The sequence below is a fragment of the Leucobacter sp. USHLN153 genome (assembly GCF_037145615.1).
In the GTDB taxonomy this organism is placed as follows: Bacteria; Actinomycetota; Actinomycetes; order Actinomycetales; family Microbacteriaceae; genus Leucobacter.
Genome location: NZ_JBBCXE010000001.1, coordinates 109023 through 125472 on the forward strand (window position 1 = coordinate 109023; position 16450 = coordinate 125472).

Annotated in this window: 17 protein-coding genes; 6 read left to right on the forward strand and 11 right to left on the reverse strand. The window is 70.2% G+C overall.

The window, feature by feature from the left end; genetic code table 11:
- Positions 1–52: 52 nt before the first annotated feature.
- From WFH00_RS00465 to WFH00_RS00480, 4 genes are all read right to left on the reverse strand, one after another.
- Positions 53–829: an enoyl-CoA hydratase gene (locus WFH00_RS00465; protein ID WP_336658562.1), complete on the reverse strand. Its 777-nt coding sequence runs from the start codon at positions 827–829 to the stop codon at positions 53–55.
- Positions 830–885: 56 nt separating this feature from the next.
- Positions 886–2781 carry a YhgE/Pip domain-containing protein gene (locus WFH00_RS00470; RefSeq protein WP_336658563.1) on the reverse strand — a complete coding sequence of 632 codons (1896 nt, stop codon included), beginning with the start codon at positions 2779–2781 and terminating at the stop codon, positions 886–888.
- Positions 2778–3488 carry a hypothetical protein gene (locus WFH00_RS00475; RefSeq protein ID WP_336658565.1) on the reverse strand — a complete coding sequence of 237 codons (711 nt, stop codon included), beginning with the start codon at positions 3486–3488 and terminating at the stop codon, positions 2778–2780. Before WFH00_RS00475 ends, WFH00_RS00470 begins: the two co-directional genes overlap by 4 nt.
- Before the next feature lie 199 nt (positions 3489–3687).
- A complete protein-coding gene (locus tag WFH00_RS00480) occupies positions 3688–4596 on the reverse strand; it encodes a VOC family protein (RefSeq protein WP_336658567.1) in 909 nt (302 codons plus the stop codon).
- A 209-nt stretch (positions 4597–4805) separates the two neighbouring features.
- Here WFH00_RS00480 and WFH00_RS00485 point away from each other — a divergent pair, with 209 nt between their 5' ends.
- Positions 4806–5237 carry a VOC family protein gene (locus WFH00_RS00485; RefSeq protein WP_336658568.1) on the forward strand — a complete coding sequence of 144 codons (432 nt, stop codon included), beginning with the start codon at positions 4806–4808 and terminating at the stop codon, positions 5235–5237.
- A gap of 49 nt (positions 5238–5286) precedes the next feature.
- On the opposite strand, the gene WFH00_RS00490 is transcribed toward WFH00_RS00485, so the two are convergent.
- Genes WFH00_RS00490 through pheS form a run of 3 tightly spaced genes read right to left on the reverse strand, consistent with a single transcriptional unit; the run spans position 5287 to position 9696 of the window.
- Positions 5287–6027: an SDR family oxidoreductase gene (locus tag WFH00_RS00490; RefSeq protein ID WP_336658570.1), complete on the reverse strand. Its 741-nt coding sequence runs from the start codon at positions 6025–6027 to the stop codon at positions 5287–5289.
- Positions 6028–6040: 13 nt separating this feature from the next.
- A complete protein-coding gene (gene pheT, locus WFH00_RS00495) occupies positions 6041–8656 on the reverse strand; it encodes a phenylalanine--tRNA ligase subunit beta (protein ID WP_336658571.1) in 2616 nt (871 codons plus the stop codon).
- Positions 8656–9696 (reverse strand): phenylalanine--tRNA ligase subunit alpha, encoded by a 1041-nt coding sequence (gene pheS, locus WFH00_RS00500; protein ID WP_442918758.1) that lies wholly within the window; start codon positions 9694–9696, stop codon positions 8656–8658. The genes pheT and pheS overlap by 1 nt, the downstream gene beginning before the upstream one ends.
- Before the next feature lie 137 nt (positions 9697–9833).
- Between pheS and WFH00_RS00505 the strand changes: the two genes are divergently transcribed.
- The 4 genes from WFH00_RS00505 (at position 9834) to WFH00_RS00520 (ending at position 13593) form a co-directional block, all read left to right on the forward strand.
- Positions 9834–10529 carry a hypothetical protein gene (locus tag WFH00_RS00505; RefSeq protein WP_336658574.1) on the forward strand — a complete coding sequence of 232 codons (696 nt, stop codon included), beginning with the start codon at positions 9834–9836 and terminating at the stop codon, positions 10527–10529.
- 300 nt (positions 10530–10829) lie between these two features.
- Positions 10830–11543: a copper resistance CopC family protein gene (locus tag WFH00_RS00510; protein ID WP_336658576.1), complete on the forward strand. Its 714-nt coding sequence runs from the start codon at positions 10830–10832 to the stop codon at positions 11541–11543.
- A 2-nt stretch (positions 11544–11545) separates the two neighbouring features.
- Complete coding sequence (locus WFH00_RS00515; RefSeq protein WP_336658577.1) at positions 11546–12259, forward strand: copper chaperone PCu(A)C; 714 nt, start codon at positions 11546–11548, stop codon at positions 12257–12259.
- On the forward strand, positions 12256–13593 hold the full coding sequence (locus WFH00_RS00520) for a Dyp-type peroxidase (RefSeq protein ID WP_336658578.1): 1338 nt from the start codon (positions 12256–12258) through the stop codon (positions 13591–13593). The genes WFH00_RS00515 and WFH00_RS00520 overlap by 4 nt, the downstream gene beginning before the upstream one ends.
- A 1-nt stretch (position 13594) precedes the next feature.
- On the opposite strand, the gene WFH00_RS00525 is transcribed toward WFH00_RS00520, so the two are convergent.
- The 4 genes from WFH00_RS00525 to infC form a co-directional block, all read right to left on the reverse strand.
- The gene (locus WFH00_RS00525; RefSeq protein ID WP_336658579.1) at positions 13595–14404 is read right to left on the reverse strand and encodes a TrmH family RNA methyltransferase; all 810 of its coding nucleotides are present in this window, start codon (positions 14402–14404) and stop codon (positions 13595–13597) included.
- Positions 14405–14507: 103 nt separating this feature from the next.
- Positions 14508–14891 carry a 50S ribosomal protein L20 gene (rplT, locus tag WFH00_RS00530; RefSeq protein WP_200115437.1) on the reverse strand — a complete coding sequence of 128 codons (384 nt, stop codon included), beginning with the start codon at positions 14889–14891 and terminating at the stop codon, positions 14508–14510.
- Positions 14892–14944: 53 nt separating this feature from the next.
- Complete coding sequence (gene rpmI, locus WFH00_RS00535) at positions 14945–15139, reverse strand: 50S ribosomal protein L35 (RefSeq protein WP_010156662.1); 195 nt, start codon at positions 15137–15139, stop codon at positions 14945–14947.
- Between the two features lie 77 nt (positions 15140–15216).
- The gene (gene infC / locus WFH00_RS00540; RefSeq protein WP_336658581.1) at positions 15217–15840 is read right to left on the reverse strand and encodes a translation initiation factor IF-3; all 624 of its coding nucleotides are present in this window, start codon (positions 15838–15840) and stop codon (positions 15217–15219) included.
- 260 nt (positions 15841–16100) lie between these two features.
- Between infC and WFH00_RS00545 the strand changes: the two genes are divergently transcribed.
- Positions 16101–16445 carry a DUF1844 domain-containing protein gene (locus WFH00_RS00545; protein WP_336659159.1) on the forward strand — a complete coding sequence of 115 codons (345 nt, stop codon included), beginning with the start codon at positions 16101–16103 and terminating at the stop codon, positions 16443–16445.
- Positions 16446–16450: the final 5 nt, after the last annotated feature.

Sequence of the window (16450 nt, forward strand, 5' to 3'; positions counted from 1 at the left end):
CTCGCGGGGTTCGGAGCGCGAGCGGGATCCCCCCGCCCCGAACGCGCGTGCTCTACCGGTGGCGGAAGTCGGGGGCCCGCTTCTCGGAGAACGCCCGCATGCCCTCCTGCTGATCCTCGGTCGCGAACGCCGCTGCGAAGGCCTGCCGCTCGAAGCGCAGCCCCTCGGCGAGCGGCATCTCCTGCGCCGCCTGCAGCGCGTCCTTCGCCGCGTACACGGCGGGCAGCGACTTCGACGCGATCGTCTCCGCGACCTTCGCGGCCTCCGCGAGCAGCTCGTCGGCGGGTACGACTCGCGACACGAGTCCCGAGCGCTCCGCCTCCTCGGCCCCCATCATGCGGCCCGTGAGCACCATCTCGGCGGCCTTGTACTTGCCGATCGCACGCGGCAGGCGCTGAGATCCACCGAAGCCGGGCAGGATTCCGAGGTTGATCTCGGGCTGACCGAACTTCGCGGTGTCGGCGGCCAGAATGATGTCGCACATCATCGCGAGCTCGCAGCCACCGCCGAGCGCGAACCCGGCCACCGCCGCAATCAGGGGCGTGCGCATCCGCTCGAAGCCGCCCCACCCGGGGAACGGGCCGCCGAAGTACATGTCGGCGTAGCCGAGATCCGCCATCTCCTTGATATCGGCTCCCGCGGCGAACGCCTTAGCCGAGCCCGTCAGCACGATCGCGCCAATCCCGGGGTCCGCATCGAAGCCGAGGGCGGCCTCGATGAGCTCGCGCACGAGCGTGCCGTTCAGCGCGTTGAGCGCCTCGGGTCGATTGAGGGTGATGGTCGCGACGCGTCCCTGCGTCTCGGTGATGATCGTCGTGTACTCGCTCATGCGACCCAGTTTGGCACGGCATCACCGCTCGAGGCCCGCGGCCGGGCCCCGAGCGGCTATCCGATGAGGCTCGGCTGCAAGTCTCGAAGGGTGCGGGATCGCATCGTCTTCGCGACGCCGAGAGCCGCAACGAGCACCGCGATCACGAGCACGAGTCCGAGCTTCAGCGCCTGGTTTCCCGCATCCGCGAGGTCGCCGCCGTACATCAGCTGCCGCAGCCCGTCGACCGCGAACGACATCGGCAGATAGTGGTGCAGGGTCGCGAGCGGACTCGGCAGCGTCTGCCACGGGAAGGTGCCGCCAGCCGTCACGAGCTGAATCACCATGAGGACAAGGCCGAGGAACTGCCCCACGCTCCCGAGCCACACGTTCAGCGCGAGAATGATCGCGGCGAACGCCGCCGACGCGAGCGCGATCGTGCCGTACGCGGCGACCGGGTGCGAGAAGTCGAAGTGCAGAGCGAACGCGACGATCGCGAACAGCCCCAGCATCTGGGTCGCGCCGAGCAGCGCCGGCGTCGCCCATCCGGCGAGCGTCACGCGCAGCGGAGTGTGCAGCGCGGTAACGGCGCGGTTCGAGACCGGCTTCAAGATGAGGAACAGCGCGTAGATACCGATCCACGCCGCAAGGCTCATGAAGAACGGTGCGAGCCCCGCTCCGTAGCTGCCCGCCGAGGTGACGCGGCTCGTCTCCACATCGACCGGGTGCGCAATGTTCGCGGCCTGATCGGCGCGAAGGTCGGCCGTGCTCTTCGGCAGCTGCTTGACTCCGTCGGCGAGTCCGTCGCGCAGCTCACCCGCCCCGTCCGTCAGCTTGCCGAGTCCCGTCTCGAGCTCACCGGATCCCGACACCAGTTGCGCCAGCCCGTCGTCGAGCGCGATCGAACCGTCGGCCGCCGAGGCGATCCCGGCCGTGAGCTGCGGCGTCGCGTCGGCGAGCTGCCGCGATCCGTCAGCGACCTGCTGCGAGCCCGCGGCGAGCGTGTCGAGCTGCGCGCTGGCGCCCTGCACCTGCGCGTTGACGTTCGTGAGGTCGCCTCCCACGCGATCCATCGCCTGGGTCACTCGGGAGATAACGGCTTCGTCCGCACCGGCGTCGCGAAGATCCTGCAGGATCGCGGCGCGATCGCTCGCGAGCGCGTCCAGGGCCTGTTGGCTCAGGCCCGCGGCGTCCCGCCCGTACTGGGCGACCGTCGCGTTGCCGGCCGCGACCTGCGCCGCACCGCCGGCGAGCGCTTCCGCGTTCTCCGGCAGAGCCGCCGTCGCGTCGCGAAGCTGGCGGAGCCCCGAGCTCAGCTGCGAAGACCCATCCTTCGCCTGCTCGGTACCCGTGTGCAGCCGCGCCGCGCCGTCCTCCGCACTCGCGGCGCCGTCGGTGAGCTCGCCGGCTCCGTCCTTCGCCTCGACGAGCGAACCGCGGATCTTCGCGATTCCATCGAGCAGCGAGCGCGCCGCCTCCTGGTTCACCGACTGCACGATCTGCTTCTGAATACGCTGCACGGCCTGCTCGCCGATCGTCGTCGCGAGGTAACTGTTCGCGTCGTTGGTCGTCAACACGACCTGGGCGCGGTGCGGATCGTCGGTCTGCGAGGACTGCAGTGACTCCGAGAAGTCCGCGGGCAGCGTCACGACGAAGTCGTACACCCCGTTGCTCACTCCGCGCTCAGCGTCTTCGGCGCTCACCTCGTGCCAGTCGAAGCTGCCGTCCTCGACGAGGCTCTCGGCGACCTCCTCGCCGATTCGCCGCGTGTCATCGCCCTGCTGCACGCCCTCGTCGTCGACCACGAGCGCGACCGGCACCTGATCGAGTTTCGCGTACGGATCCTGGTTGGCCCAGAGGTAGAGCCCGCCGTACAGGAGCGGCACGCACATCAGCGCCACGAACGCGAGCCGCGCCATCTTCGTCGCCCAGAGCCGGGCGAACTCCGCCCGGATCATCTGCGGAATCTTCACGCCTCGTCACTCCCCGAAAAATCTTCTGCCTCGATCGCCGCAATCGCCTCGCGGAGCGGCATCACCTCACCCGTGCCCCAGCCGTCGGGATGCGCTGCGATCGCCGCACGCGCGGCGCGACCCGCGATGACGAGCACCGCGGCACCGGCATCGGCCAGCTCGCACGCCGTGCGCCACCACTCCTCCGGGTCGCCGCCGTGCCGATCGGGCGAGACGAGCACGATCCCCTCGACACCCGGACGCTGCAGCGCCAGCTCGCAGAGCGCACGCACACGATCGCCCGGGGCGAGATCGCCGATGGGCACGCGAGCGTGCTGGCGGATCCCGAGGCGTTCCAGTTCGCGGCGCACTGCGGGCGGCCCGCCGAATTTCCCGGCGAACATGAGCTCCTCCGCGACGACGTCGGCGAGGAGCACGTCGCTGTGAGGCTCACTGACGTCGGGCGCATCGACGAGCGCGATCCGCCGCCGAAGCGCTTTCGCGTCCGGCGCGTCATCGATCGACACCTCGCCGCTGTCGGGCTTCATGCGTCCGCTGACGATGAGGCCGAGCACGGTCGGTCTCTGCGCGGTCTCGGCCTCGACGAAGACCGCCCGGCCCGACGTCATGGACACGTCACTCGGCGGGAGTGCCCGCCCGCCCGGTCCCTTGCTGACCGCCGTCGCCCGCACTCGCATTCGCTCGTCCCCACCCCGTTCGATCCTCAACCCTGCGAGTGTAGTCCTCGATTCTGGGCAAAAGCGCCGCTCGTCACAGAGTCGCGGCGGCCGGCGAAGAGCGCAGGCGCGCGGGAGTACGGACTTCGGGAGCGGCGCGCGCAGGGGCCCGATCAGAGCGCGTCAGCACTGCCATGGTCACAGCGCATCAGCACCACCGCGATCACAGCTCGTCAGCACTGCCGAACGATCACAGCTCATCGATCACGATCTTCTTCATCTGCAGCATGCGCTCGAACGCGCCCGGGTGCTCCATGAGCTCGCCCATGTTCGCGGGCACGATCTGCCAGCTCACGCCGAACTCATCGGCGAGCCAACCGCACTGCTCGGCCTCAGGCGCCGCCGAGAGCCCCTCCCACAGCCGGTCGATCTCGGCCTGGTCCGCGCAGTGCACCTCGAGCGAGACGCCGCTCGTGAAGCTGAAATCCTGCTCGACGCCGGAGTCCATCGCGGTGAAAGGCACCCCCTTGATGCGGAACTCGCTGTACATGAGCGCGTCCGGGGTCGCAGGTCCCGTCTGCTCGCCGTACGGAAAGGCGTCGCCCGCTTCGAAGTCGTCGCCGAAGACCGCCGCATACTTCGCGCGCGCTTCGACCGCCCGATTCTGCGCGGGACCGCCGAAGAGGAGTGCGGGCATCACGAAGGGCGGATCCGCACCGTCTTCATCGAAAAGACCGAGCTGCCAGCTCACGCCGAAGCGATCCTGCACCCACCCGTAGCGCTCGCTGAACGGGTATTGTTGCAGCGGCATCAGCACCTCGCCGCCATCAGCGAGGCCAGCCCAGACGCGGTCGAGCGCCTCCCGAGCGCCCTCCGGTCCGCCGAAGCCGACTGGGCCGAACATGAGGAAGAACGAAATCGCGGGGTTCGGCGCGAACTCCTGACCGGCATTGATCAGCGAGAGTCTGAAGTCGCGGACCGTCACCGTCACCATGAGCGGGAGCCCGGCGAAATCCTGCTGAAAGTCGAGCAGTCCGGTCTCGGGATAGCGCGCGGCGACCTCCGAGGTCGTATCGGGCAGCACCTCGCTATAGAACCGGCCGACCTCCTCCGCGTTCCCCTGGCACCAGATATTCGGCACGATGTACTGGTGAGGCATGATCCGTCTCCTTCGGCTGCACTGCCAGATGGGCGCGCTGCCAAGCCGCCTTGCACACTCAGGCCCGCAGCACGCTGGTCCCAGTATCCGCCGCCTCCCTGGGCTCGGCAAGGGCGAGTCGCGAGCCGAGCGGTGACATTTCGGCGCACCGGAGGCACAATATCCGCAGGAGTCCAGCGGCGGGCTCCCCGAACGGCGAGGAGCGTCCCGTGACCATCAATCTGAACCCCTACCTCAACTTCCACGGCAACGCGCGCGAGGCGCTCGAGTTCTACCACTCGGTGCTCGGCGGCGAGATTCGCCTCATGACCTACGACTCGATCCCCGGAATGATGGGCGACCCGAGCGAAGCCGACAAGATCATGCACGGGCAGATCAACACCGAGGACGGGCTCGTCATCATGGCCGCCGACTATCCGGCCTCGATGGCAGACTCCCCCGACGCCGCATCGCTCGGCAGCTCAGTGTGCGTGTCGGGCGACGACGCCGAGCGGATTCAGGCGCTGTGGGAGGGCATGTCGCAGGGCGCGCACATTCGCGAGCCGTTCGAGCAGGCACCGTGGGGCGACACCTTCGGCATGCTCGCGGACCGCTTCGGCGTTCCCTGGATGTTCAGCCTCGCGCCGCGCCAGGCTGAGTAGCGCAGCGCTCAGAGCGCGAGCACGCGGCTCCGCGGGTGTCCGATTGGACTCAGCGCCTGGAGAGCCAGTCCGCGAACGACGGGCCCGCGATTTCCGGGTGATCGGGATCGCGGGGCAGGATCGTGCCATCGCGCAGTGCGCGCCCGAAGCCCCCGGGCAGCGGAACCTCGAGCGCCCGCGCGCGATCTCCGCGGTGCGAGAGCACACGACGCACCAGGTCCACCATGCGCTCCTCGCGCGGCCCCGCGAGCGCCGGGGCGACTCCGGCCGGCTCCCCCACCGCGAGCGACACGAGCCGCTCGGCAACGGTGCGCGCCGCGACGGGCTGAGACCGCATGTTCGGGACACCGACGAACGGTCCGATTCTCATGCGGTCGATCATCTGCTCGGCGAACTCGTGGAACTGCGTGGTCCGCAGCACCGTCCAAGGCACGCTGCTCGCCCGAACCACGGCCTCCTGCTCCGCCTTCCCCGCGTACATGCCGTGCGGCGCGCGATCTGAGCCGACGATCGAGAGCACCACGTGATGGCCCACGCCCGCGCGCCCTCCCGCGTCGAGCAAGTGGCGGCTCGTCGCGGAGAAGAATGCGCGCGCGCGCGGCGCGGAGGTCGTTGTCGTGCCGGACGCGTCGATCACGGCGGCGACACCCGAGAGATCGAGTCCCGATCCCGACACGAGGTCGACCCCCGTCGCCCGCGAGAGCACCCGCACCTCGTGACCGAGCTCTCGAGCCACGTCGACCGTCAAGCGCCCGACCGTGCCGGTGCCGCCGGCTACCGCAATCCGCACGTCTGCCTCGCGCCTAGTCGCGGAGCTTCGCGTCGAAGGCCAGCTCGGCCGCTGCCACACCCGCCAGTTTCGCCTCGCTCGCCTCCTCGGACTTGAGCGTGCGATCCTCCGCGCGGAAGCGCAGCGCGAACGTCAGCGCCTTGGTCCCCGGTTCGATGCCGGTGCCGCGGTAGTCGTCCACGATGCGCGCGTCCTCGAGCAGGTCGCCCGCGCCGGCGACAACGACCGCGAGCACATCGCCCGCGGCGACGTCGTCGGCGACGACCAGCGTGAGGTCCTGCGTCGCCGCGGGATACGTCGAGAGCTGCGCCGTCTCGGGCTGGCGCGGAGCCAACTCGATGAGGCGGTCGAGGTCGAGCTCGAAGGCTGCGACGCGACCGGGCAGGTGGTGCTCGGCGACGAGCTCCGGCAGCAGCTCGCCGGCGACGCCGACAACCACGAGGCCGCCCTCGTCGCCGTCGACGTCCGAGCCGTCGGTCACGCGGATCGCGAGCTCGGCCGTACGGCCGGGGTGGAAGGCGCGGTGCGCCCCCTGGGTGACGACGAGCTCAGCCGCCACAGCGCCCGCGAGCGTGCGCGCGGCGTCGAGAGCGTCGGACCAGTCGTAACTGTGCGGGGCCTCGCCGGGCTGCTTCGGCACGGCGTCACCGAGCAGCAGGCCCGCGGCGCGGCGCGGCTGGTTCGGGATCGAGGCGTTCAGCTCCGCGAGCACCACGTCCGAGGGCCGCTCCGCGAGCGGTGGCACCTGCTCCGTGCCGATCTCGCTGCCGCCCTCATTGGGCTCGAAGACCAGGCCGAGCTCGACGAGCGCGAGGTCCGTGAGGCCACGGGAAACGTTGCGCTGCGCGGCGACCACGAGGCCGGGGAGCAGGGAGCGGCGGAGGAACGGCACCTGCGCGTCGAGCGCGTTCGCGAGCTTGATCCCGTTCACGGGCGCGTCCGCGGCGGTGCTATTCGCCGCACCACCAGCCTCGGCCGCCGAGGTCGACTCGGCACCCGCGCCGAACGCATCGAGCTGCGCCTGCGACACGAACGGGTAGCTCTGCACCTCGTCGAGCCCCGCGGCGGTCACGATGTTGGCCGCGCGACGGCGCAGGCGCTGCTCACGCGTCAAGCCGCGGCCAGCGGGTGCCACGGGCAGCACCGAGGGGATGCGGTCGTACCCGACGATCCGCGCGACCTCCTCGATCAGATCCGCCGGTCGGCTGAGGTCCGAGCGCCAGCTGGGTGCGGTCACCACGAGCTCGCCCGCAGCTCCCTCGGCGATCGTGCAGCCGATCGTTTCGATGGCCCGACGGGCTTCCTCGTCGGTGTAATCCGTGCCGAGCAGACCGTTCACTCGCGCGAGCGGCAGGCGCACCTCGACGGGGCTCCAATCGGCGACAGTCTCGGAGCCGAGATCGTCGGCCGTTCCACCCGCGAGTTCGACCAGGAGGTCGACCATGCGCTGCGCCGCGGCGCGCGCGACGAGCGGGTCGACACCGCGCTCGAAGCGCTTCGAGGCCTCGCTCGGCAGCTTGTGCCGACGAGCGGTGCGCGCGATCGAGATCGGGTCGAACGTGGCCGCCTCGATGAGCACGTCGCGAGTGCCGTCATCGGCCTTGGTCGAGTTGCCGCCCATGACGCCCGCGAGGCCGATCGCGCCAGACTCGTCGGCGATCACGAGATCTTCCGGGTGCAGCGTGCGCTCCTGCCCGTCGAGCGTGACGAGCGTCTCCCCCGCAGCGGCTCGGCGCACGGTGATGCCGCCGGTCAGCTTCGCGAGGTCGTAGGCGTGCAGCGGCTGACCGAGCTCGAGCATGACGTAGTTCGAGATGTCGACCTCGAGCGAGAGCGAGCGGATCCCCGCGAGCTGCAGGCGCGAGATCATCCACGCGGGCGTCGGCCGGGACTGGTCGATCCCGCGCACCACCCGGGTCACGAGACCGGAGGCACCGACGCGACCGCGGATCGGCGCCGCGTCGTCGATCCGCACGGAGAAGCCGCTCGCGGCCGTGGGGGTCACCGCAGCCGCGGGATCCCGGAACTCCGCGTCGGTCGCGTGCGCGTACTCGCGCGCCACTCCGCGGATCGAGAAGGCGTACCCGCGGTCCGGGGTGACGTTAATCTCGACGGCTGTGTCAGAGAGTCCGAGCAGCGCCTTGGCGTCTTCCCCGACCTCGGGATCGAGTCCCAGACGCGACAGCACGATGATGCCGTCGTGATCCTCGCCCAGCGACAGCTCGCGCGCCGAGGCGATCATGCCGTCCGAGACGTGCCCGTAGGTCTTGCGCGCCGAAATGGCGAAGCCGCCGGGCAGCACCGCGCCGGGGAGCGACACGACGACCTTGTCACCGGCGTCGAAGTTGTGGGCACCGCAGACGATCCCGCGCACGTCCTCGCCACCGTCCGCTGCGCGCTGCCCCTCGGGAGCCACGCGCACCTGGCACCAGTTCACGGTCTTGCCGTTCGAGTGCTCCTCGGGTTCGCGCGAGAGCACCTCTCCCACGACCACGGGGCCGGTCACGTCGAAGCGGCGGATCGACTCCTCTTCGAAGCCGACGCGCACGAGATCGGCGTGCACCTGCTCGGGCGTGGTGCCCTCGGGAAGCGAGACGAACTCGCCGAGCCAACTGAGCGGAACGCGCATTAGACCAGTCCTCCGAACTGACGGTTGAAACGGACATCGCCCTCGACCATGTCGCGCATGTCGTTGATGTCGTGGCGGAACTGCAGGGTGCGCTCGATGCCCATGCCGAACGCGAAGCCCTGGTACTCGTCGGGATCGATGCCCGCGGCGGCGAGCACGTTGGGATCGACCATGCCGCAGCCACCCCACTCGACCCACCGCGCGCCGCCCTTCGCGTGCGGCTGCCACACGTCCATTTCGGCCGACGGCTCGGTGAAGGGGAAGAAGTTGGGACGCAGGCGGATCTCGGCCTCGGCGCCGAACATCTGGCGGGCGAAGTGCTCGAGCGTGCCGCGCAGGTGGGCCATGGTCAGGCCGCGGTCGATCGCGATGCCCTCGATCTGGCTGAAGACCGGGGTGTGCGTCGCGTCGAGCTCGTCGGTGCGGTACGTGCGTCCCGGGGCGACGACATACACGGGCAGCTCGCGGCCGAGCAGCGAGCGGATCTGCACGGGCGAGGTGTGCGTGCGCAGCACGAGGTGGCGGTCGGCCGGCTCCACGAAGAAGGTGTCCTGCATCGCGCGGGCGGGGTGGTCGGGATCGAAGCCGAGCGCGTCGAAGTTGAACCACTCGTGCTCGATCTCGGGGCCCTCCGCGATCTCCCAGCCCATGCCGATGAAGACGTCGGAGACCTCGTCCTGGAGCTGCGTCAGCGGGTGACGGCTCCCGGCCGTGCGGCGCACGGGCGCCGCGGTCACGTCGACGGTCTCGGCGACGAGGCGCTCGGCGGCCTCGGCGGCGGCGAGCTCGGTCTCGCGCGACCGGTACGCACCCTCGATGCGTCCGCGCGCCTGACCCATGAGCTTGCCGGTCGCGGCCTTCTCGTCCTTCGGCACCGCGCGCATCTGCGCGTTGAGCTGCGCGATGGCCGAGCCCTCGCCCGCGTGCGCGGTGCGCGCGGCCTTCAGCTCGGCGACTGAGCCTGCCGCAGCGAATGCGGCGAGCGCCGCATCGACCGCTGCATCGGCCGCTTCCTGGGTGATGGGATTCGTCTCTGCCACGAGCATTCATCCTACCGGGCCGGAGGCGCGTCGATCCGGTCCGCTCGCACCCCGCCGTCGTGCTGGAGTCGAGCGCACGCTACCGCAGGTGTTCCCCGTGTCGACTCGGCGGCGGATCCGCTAGCTACAATGAGCCCATGCACTCTCGGCGGCGCTCCGTGGGGCGGCCTGCGCGGCGACCCCAGCTTCGGCCAGCACGCCGTGGCGGGAGCGATGTGCTCGCGGCTTCGCGCGGCGTCTCCCGAGCCGCACGCACGCTACGCGGGGCCGCGGCTGCGGGTGCCGCGACGCTCCTCGCCGCCGCATCGCACGCGCTCGTCGGGGGCACTGTCACCTGTATCGCGGTCGTCGCGACGATGGTGCTCGCGCTCCCCATCTGCACCGCGCTCGCCGGGCGGCTCGGCTCGCTCTGGCGACTCTCGGCGGCCGTTCTGCTCGCGCAGTTCCTCTATCACTGGTCGTTCGCGGGGCTCGGGGGCAGGATCGCTGGAGGCGGAGCTTCCGGCAGTCCCGAGCCCGCCCACGCCGAGCACCTTCGGGCCGTCACCTCGTTCGCACCGCAGCTCGCCTCGGCGGGCACGGCAAATGCTTCCATGTGGATCGCGCACCTCGTGGCGGCGACGCTGACGATCACGCTCCTGCACCGCGGCGAGCGCGCCGTGCTCGGCCTCCTGCGCCTCATGCTGCGCGCGCTTCCGCTCGAGCGCCCACGCGCGCTGTCCGTTCCGACCGCGCCCCGCTCCGCGCTCCCGCTCACCGACTTCCCGCTCCCCCGTCTTCGACTCTGGGTCGCGTCGGCGATCACGCACCGGGGCCCTCCGGCTGCTGCCTGACCCACCACTCAGCATCCACCAGCTCGCGGGCGGGTAGGGGCGCGGCTGTTCGGCCTGCCCTGAGCCTGCTTCCGGCGCAGGGCACTCGGTGCCGTGCATTCGGCGCTGTGCGTTCAGCGCTGTGCGTTCAGCGCTGTTCACTCGGCGCTGGCAGTCGATGCCCTGCATTCTGCGCCGTGCACTGCCTTGAGTGCAGCGCCGAGCGCCGCCGTACGCACAGCCCGACGCACCTTCGCACGCACTGCCGTGCGCACCGCCCGCGAGCGCTTCCGGCCGAGCCGGAGAATTTCGGAGACCCTCATGCATTCCCCCACCATGCGGCGCGCCCGTGCGCGCGCACACCTCGCTTCACCCCCTCCCAGCGTCAGCGCGGTCGGTCGGGCCAGCGCGGTCGGGCGCGCCAGCGGCGCCCGCGCCTCTCGCGTTGGACTCGCCATCGCAGTCGCGCTCGCTCTGGGCTCGGCGCCGATCCTCGCACCGACCCCCGCACACGCCCACGATCAGCTCGTCGACACGACGATCGTGTCGGACCCGGAGAGCGGATCGACGGAAACAGTTCGCCTCACGTTCAGCGCGGATCTGATCGCCGTCGGCACCGAGATCACCGTGCGGGGTGAGGACGGCGCGACCCTCACCGACGGCGACCCCGCGGTGCATGGCCGCGACGTCGAGCAGCCGCTCAGTCTTCCACTGCCCGAGGGTGAGGCCCTCGCCTCCTGGCGGGTCGTCTCGAGCGACGGGCACCCCATCGAGGGGGCGTTCGGGCTCGTGACCAGCGGCGACGGCACCTCGACGATCGTCGAGGCTACCGCGCTCGAGGCGACCACTCTGCAGATCGGTGCCAGTCTCGACGCCACGGGATCCGCCGACTCACCCGACCCCGCCGCGAGCGAAGCCGACCACGCGCCCGGCAGCCGGCTCCTCCTCGGCGTATCGCTCGGGGCCGCAGCGCTCGCCGCGGCCGCCGTCATCACCCTCGTACTCATCCGTCGCACCCCTGCCCGAAAGGCATGATCATGCTCAGCTTCCGTTCCCACACCATCGCCGCCGCCGATGACTCGCCCGTTGTCTCCCCAGTTCGCGCTCACGGCGCCGCCCACGATTCTCGGGGAGCGCGACGCGCGACGCGCCTCGCGACCGCTCCGCTGCTCCTCGCCGCGTCGCTCCTGCTCGCGGGATGCGCCGGCGGCGCGGGCGCCATGCCCGCAGTCACCGAGGTGCCGGCTTCGAGCGCTGAACTCGCCGAACCGAGGGTCACGCTCTCGGACGGCTGGGCGAAGGCGGGCGACGGCATGTCAGCCGTTTTCGGGTCGATCTCGAATCCGTACGCGCACGACCTCACGCTCGTGGGCGCTGAGACCGACGTTGCCGGTCGCACCGAACTTCACGAGACCGTGATGAGCGGGGCGACGCCCGAGATGCGGGAGGTCGAGGGAGGGCTCACCATCCCAGCAGGCGAGATCCTCACGCTCGAACCGGGCGGCACGCACATCATGCTCATGGACCTGCACGATGCGCTGCTCGCGGGCGACGAGGTCACCGTCACGCTCACCTTCGACGACGACACCGAGGCGACCGCCACGGTGCTCGCGAAGGACTATGCCGGGGCCGAGGAGCATTACGAGGACGGGGAACCGCAATCCGGCGCCCCGAAGTCGCAGAACGAGGAACTCAGTTCGGGTCACTCGGGCGACGGCTCCACGGAGCACGACTCGGAGCACGGGCAGTGACCGCTGAGCAGCCACCCCCGGCCAAGATCGGGCGCCGCGCCCTGCTCACCGGGGGCGCAGTAAGCGTGGGTGCGGCGCTCGGTCTCGGGGCTGCCCTGGGGGTGGGCGGCACGCTCGGCGCCGTGGCGATCCGCCGCCACAGTGAGCCGGACGCGCCGCGGCTTACCGGTATCGACGACACCGTCGAGACCTCGGCGGGCGCGGGCGGCGATCTGCCCGGCTTCGGCGGGGAGGCTCTCTCCTGCCACGGGCCGCACCAGGCGGGGATCGCGACGGTGCCGGCGGCGCACCTGCGCTACGTCGCCTATGCGCTGCGGCCCGAGACGGATCGCGCGGCGCTCGAGCGGCTCTTCCGCGTGCTCACCGACGATGTGGAGGGGCTCACCGCGGGCACCGCGCCGCTCGCCGACCCCGAGCCGGAGCTCGCCGCGCGGCCGGCACGACTCACAGTGACGATCGGCGTCGGGCGCGAGCTCGTGGAGCGAGTGGATCCGGCGCGGCGTCCCCCATGGCTCGGCGCGCTTCCCGCGTTCGACCGCGACGCCCTCGACGGGAGGCACGACGGCGGCGATCTGCTCATGCTGATGCAGGCGGACGATCCACTGCCCATCGCGCACGCCGCGCGCATGCTCGATCGCGACATTCGCGGCTTCGCCGATCCGCTGTGGACGCAGCAGGGCTTTCGGCAGGCGCGCGGCGCCGATGCCGCCGGGGCGACGATGCGGAACCTCATGGGGCAGGTCGATGAGACGGTGAATCCGCGGCCCGAGGACGAGGACTTCGATGGGCTGGTATGGATCGCGGGCGGCGCCTCACAGTCGGCGCCCGAGGCGGACCCCGACACGCGGCCCGAAACGGAACCCGACACCGCCTGGCTCGCGGGCGGCACCGCGCTCGTGCTGCGCCGCATCCGCATGCGTCTCGAGACCTGGGACCGGGTTGACCGACCCGGGCGCGAACTCTCGATCGGCCGACGTCTCTCGGACGGCGCCCCGCTCACGGGCGGAAGCGAGCACACGCCGATCGACTTCGACGCGAAGAATGCGGCAGGCCTCCCGGTGATCCCCGCGTTCGCGCACGCGCGGCGAGCGCACTCGAGCGACCCTGCCGAGCGCATCGTGAGGCGGTCGGCGAACTTCGATGACGGCACCGAGTCGGGCCTGCTGTTCGCGTGCTTCCAACGCGACCCGCTGACGCAGTTCGTGCCGATCCAGCGCCGCCTCGACGAACTCGACCTCCTCAACGAGTGGATCGAGCACACGGGCTCCGCCGTCTACGCGATCCTCCCGGGCTTCGCGCCGGGTGACGCGCTCGGTGCGGCGCTGTTCCGCTGAGTCAGGCGCGCTGGGCGAACGCCGTCTCGTAGAGCAGCACGCTCGCGGCGGTCGCGAGGTTCAAAGACTCGGCGGCGCCGTAGATGGGGAGCTTGATCGAGCGCCCGACGAGCGCGCGATCCTCCTCGGTGAGGCCGCGGGCCTCGTTGCCGAACACCCAGGCGACGGGGCCCGCGAGCGTCCCCTCCGCGCGCGCCTCGAGCAGGTCGGCGCCGCGCACGTCGGCGGCGAGCGTCACGAGCCCAGCCCGCTGCGCCGCGTCGACCGCGGTCTCCAGGGATTCCGCCACGGCGACCGGCAGATGGAAGAGCGAGCCCGTGGTCGAGCGCACAACCTTCGGGTGGAAGGGATCGATGCTCGCACCCGCGAAGATCACCGCGTCCGCTCCCGCCGCATCCGCCGCGCGGAGCACCGTGCCGGCGTTACCCGGGTCGCGAATCTCGTGCAGGATCGCGACGAGTCGTGCCCCCGCGAGTACCTCGGCGACGTCCGCCTCCCACATCCGCGCGACGGCGATGACGCCCTGCGGGTGCACGGTCTCGGCCATAGCGGCGATCACTTCGGGCGTGGCCCGCTCGATCCGCACCCCCGCGTCGGAGGCCAGTCGGTCGATCTCGCGCTGCCACGGCTCCGTGCCGAGCGTCGTGTAGACAGTCTCGACGAGCTCCGCCCGATACGCGAGCAGCTCCCGCACCGACTGCGGTCCCTCGACGAGAAAGCGACCGTGCGCCTGGCGATCCTTCTTCCGCGCGAGCGACGAGATTCTGCGGACGCGCTCGGACTTCGGATTGCTCAGGATCTCGTCGTTCATCCCCTCAGCCTACTGGCGCGCTCGCGGGGCCGTGCGCGGCGGCGATACGCGAAAACCCCCGCTCCGAACGGAGGCGGGGGTCTTCGACGAAGGAAGCTACTGCTTACGCAGCCTTCGGAGCCGAGGTGTCCTCGGGGAGGGCGTTCTTCGCGACCTCGACGAGCGCGGCGAAGGCGGCGGGCTCGTTGGTGGCCAGCTCGGAGAGCATGCGGCGGTCAACCTCAACACCCGCGAGGCCGAGGCCCTGGATGAAGCGGTTGTAGGTCAGGCCGTTCGCGCGAGCACCAGCGTTGATGCGCTGGATCCACAGGCGACGGAAGTCGCCCTTCTTCTTGCGACGGTCGTTGTACGAGTAAACGAGCGAGTGGATAACCTGCTCTTTTGCCTTGCGGTACAGGCGCGAACGCTGACCGCGGTAGCCCTCGGCGCGTTCGAGGATAACGCGACGCTTCTTGTGGGCATTTACCGCCCGCTTGACTCTAGCCATTTCAGTTCTTCCTTACGAAAATTCTCAGATGAAAGCTGTGCGCTCGCGTCGGCTCAGTGGCCGAGGAGCTTCATCGCCTGCTTGGCGTCACCCTTGGCGAGCACCTGCTCAGCGTTCAGGCGGCGCTTGCGCTTCGAGGCCTTGACCTCGAGGTTGTGGCGCATGCCGGCCTGCTGCTTCATCAGCTTGCCGGAGCCGGTGAGCTTGAAGCGCTTCTTGGCCCCCGAGTGGGTCTTCTGCTTGGGCATCGATTTCTCCTTGTTGTGTGCGAGCCTCACGGCCGCGGGTTGCGAGTGCGCGCAGCGGATCAGCCGCGCGCCGCAGTTCATTCGCCGTCCGAGGCTCCGGTGGCCTTATCGGCACGACGAGTGGCCTTCTCCTCGGCGCGGCGAGCGTTAAGCTCGGCCTTGGCCTCGGACTTGTTCTTGATCGGGGCGATCACCATCACCATGTTGCGACCGTCGATGCGCGGGTTCGACTCCACGACACCGAACTCCGCGATATCCTCTGCGAACTGCTGCAGCAGACGGACACCCATCTCGGGGCGCGACTGCTCGCGGCCGCGGAACAGGATCATTGCCTTGACCTTGTCGCCCTGCGAAAGGAATCCCACCGCACGCTTCGTCTTGGTCTCGTAGTCATGCTTGTCGATCTTCAGACGGAAACGGACCTCTTTGAGCACCGTGTTCGCCTGGTTGCGACGAGCTTCCTTCTGCTTCTGGGCAGCCTCGTACTTGTACTTCCCGAAGTCCATGATCTTGGCAACCGGGGGCTTCGAGTTCGGGGATACCTCAACGAGATCGAGATCGGCGTCCGCCGCGAGGCGCAGCGCAGTCTCGATCGGCACGACACCGACCTGCTCGCCACTGGGTCCTACCAGTCGCACCTCGGTGACGCGGATTTTGTCATTCGTACGGGGATCGCTGATCGCCGGCTCCTCTGATCTCATGGGTGGGCGCTCCTTCGCGGAGCCACGGAAATTGAGACCAGGGCCGCGCACGCGCTGCCCTACACCCTTTATCAAGCTGTCGGTGAACCGACGGGGTGTCAACGACCCGGTAACCTGGAACGGTGCCGGGTGGGAGAATCTCCTCTTCCGTATCCCGGCAAAACGCCGAGAACCGAACCAATGGTAGCACACCTACCTCGACAGAACAGGACGACATGAGCGAGCACTCCGTCGACTCCTCCCAGGACGCAGCCCCCGAGATGGCGGCTGACGCCGACGGTATCGCCCAGGCGACGCGCGACATCGCCGACGTTCCCGCTGTGGAGGTGATCACCGCCGCCGCCGTGAACCTGCTGAGCGCGGCCGCGGTGAAGTGCGGACTCGCTGACGATCCCGAGTCGCAGACCGACCTCGACGAGGCGCGCAAGCTCATCAACGCTCTCGCGGGGCTCATCACCGCGGGTGCGCCCGAGATCAGCGACTCGCACGCGCGCCCGCTGCGCGACGGCCTCCGCTCGGTGCAGCTCGCCTTCCGCGAGGCCTCCGCGATCCCCGACGAGCCGGGCAAGGGCCCGGGCGAGAAGTACACCGGCCCGGTCAACTAACGCGC

Bases quoted from the DNA above. Each gene is read 5' to 3' on its own strand.
- rplT (WP_200115437.1), bottom strand. From the start codon at position 14,891: ATGGCTAGAGTCAAGCGGGCGGTAAATGCCCACAAGAAGCGTCGCGTT.
- WFH00_RS00505 (WP_336658574.1), top strand. From the start codon at position 9,834: ATGCACTCTCGGCGGCGCTCCGTGGGGCGGCCTGCGCGGCGACCCCAG.
- WFH00_RS00465 (WP_336658562.1), bottom strand. From the start codon at position 829: ATGAGCGAGTACACGACGATCATCACCGAGACGCAGGGACGCGTCGCG.
- infC (WP_336658581.1), bottom strand. From the start codon at position 15,840: ATGAGATCAGAGGAGCCGGCGATCAGCGATCCCCGTACGAATGACAAA.
- WFH00_RS00545 (WP_336659159.1), top strand. From the start codon at position 16,101: ATGGCGGCTGACGCCGACGGTATCGCCCAGGCGACGCGCGACATCGCC.
- WFH00_RS00510 (WP_336658576.1), top strand. From the start codon at position 10,830: ATGCATTCCCCCACCATGCGGCGCGCCCGTGCGCGCGCACACCTCGCT.
- pheT (WP_336658571.1), bottom strand. From the start codon at position 8,656: ATGCGCGTTCCGCTCAGTTGGCTCGGCGAGTTCGTCTCGCTTCCCGAG.
- WFH00_RS00480 (WP_336658567.1), bottom strand. From the start codon at position 4,596: ATGCCTCACCAGTACATCGTGCCGAATATCTGGTGCCAGGGGAACGCG.
- WFH00_RS00525 (WP_336658579.1), bottom strand. From the start codon at position 14,404: ATGAACGACGAGATCCTGAGCAATCCGAAGTCCGAGCGCGTCCGCAGA.
- rpmI (WP_010156662.1), bottom strand. From the start codon at position 15,139: ATGCCCAAGCAGAAGACCCACTCGGGGGCCAAGAAGCGCTTCAAGCTC.
- WFH00_RS00515 (WP_336658577.1), top strand. From the start codon at position 11,546: ATGCTCAGCTTCCGTTCCCACACCATCGCCGCCGCCGATGACTCGCCC.